2 protein-coding genes are annotated in these 1,104 nt (G+C 40.8%); both read right to left on the reverse strand.

Annotated features, from left to right (window positions below):
- Positions 1-738 (reverse strand): IS3 family transposase (locus D7V32_RS16980; protein ID WP_171407699.1); only part of this gene is annotated, 738 nt, incomplete at its 3' end.
- A complete protein-coding gene (locus tag D7V32_RS16985; RefSeq protein WP_171407700.1) occupies positions 735-1,040 on the reverse strand; it encodes a transposase in 306 nt (101 codons plus the stop codon). The genes D7V32_RS16980 and D7V32_RS16985, both read right to left, overlap by 4 nt.
- Positions 1,041-1,104 lie beyond the last annotated feature (64 nt).

Raw genomic sequence — 1,104 nt, forward strand, 5'->3', positions numbered from 1 at the left:
TTTTGCATCTTCAATTGAATGGTATCCAAGTTTAGGAATCCATTCAGTCTTAAGACTTCTAAAGAGTCGTTCTGTTGGAGCGTTATCCCAGCAGTTCCCTTTGCGACTCATACTTTGTTGCATATCATAATGTTTCAACCTCTGTTGAATCAGATGGCTTTTATATTGGCTGCCTTGATCTGAGTGGAAGATCACTCCAGTAGGTTTTCCGCGGCGATACCATGCCTCATCTAATGCTTTTATCACTAAATGTTGATCTGCTTGTGCTGATATAGACCAGCCAATCACTCGACGTGCATATAAATCAAGAACGACTGCAAGGTAAGCCCATGCTTTGCCCGTCCAAATATAGGTAATATCACTGCTCCAAACATTATTCGGCTGAACAGGCTTAAATTGCCGATTTAACGTATTGGGGATAAGAATAATGTCACTCGTATTGCTTTGATACTTGTGCTTCTTACGCTGTTTAGAAACCAGACCTGATTCGCGCATTAACTTACGTACCAAATAACGCCCTACCTGAATACCTTGATTCAACAACATAGATCGAATTCCTCGACTACCAAGAGAACAACGACTCTGTTTAAAGAGACTTTTAATCATCACTTTAAGCTTGGTGCGATCTGGATTCGCCATTTTGCTTGCTGATCGGTAATGGTAGTAACTTGAACGAAGTACGCCAAAGGCACGACAAAGTAATTTAACAGGACTGAGCTTTCTTAATTGATCAATCAACGTATATGTTTGAATTCGTCTGACATTAAGAGAGCTGTAGCCTTTTTTAGGATTATCTTCTCCTGTTCGAGTTCATGAATCCGGGCTTTAAGTTTCTGTATTTCCCTTTGTTCAGCCGTTAAAGCAGGTGTTGTTGGTGCTTGGCCTGTTCGTTCAAGTTGAAGTTGATCCACCCAACGTCTCAGCGCTGTCTGTCCAACATCTAAAGCACGACAGGCCTGCAAAATTGAATAACCTTGGTCAAGTACAAGGCTTGCTGCTTTGAGTTTGAATTCTGGAGTAAATGTACGTCTCGGTTTCATAGAACACCTCTTTGGTGAATACATTATCACCTAAATTGGTGTCCAACTTTATTAAACCATTACA

The organism is Acinetobacter tianfuensis (genome assembly GCF_003611465.1).
Lineage (GTDB): Bacteria > Pseudomonadota > Gammaproteobacteria > Pseudomonadales > Moraxellaceae > Acinetobacter > Acinetobacter tianfuensis.

What these genes read in the sequence shown, in the direction of transcription:
- D7V32_RS16985 (WP_171407700.1), bottom strand. Translation starts at nt 1,040, where the DNA reads ATGAAACCGAGACGTACATTTACTCCAGAATTCAAACTCAAAGCAGCA.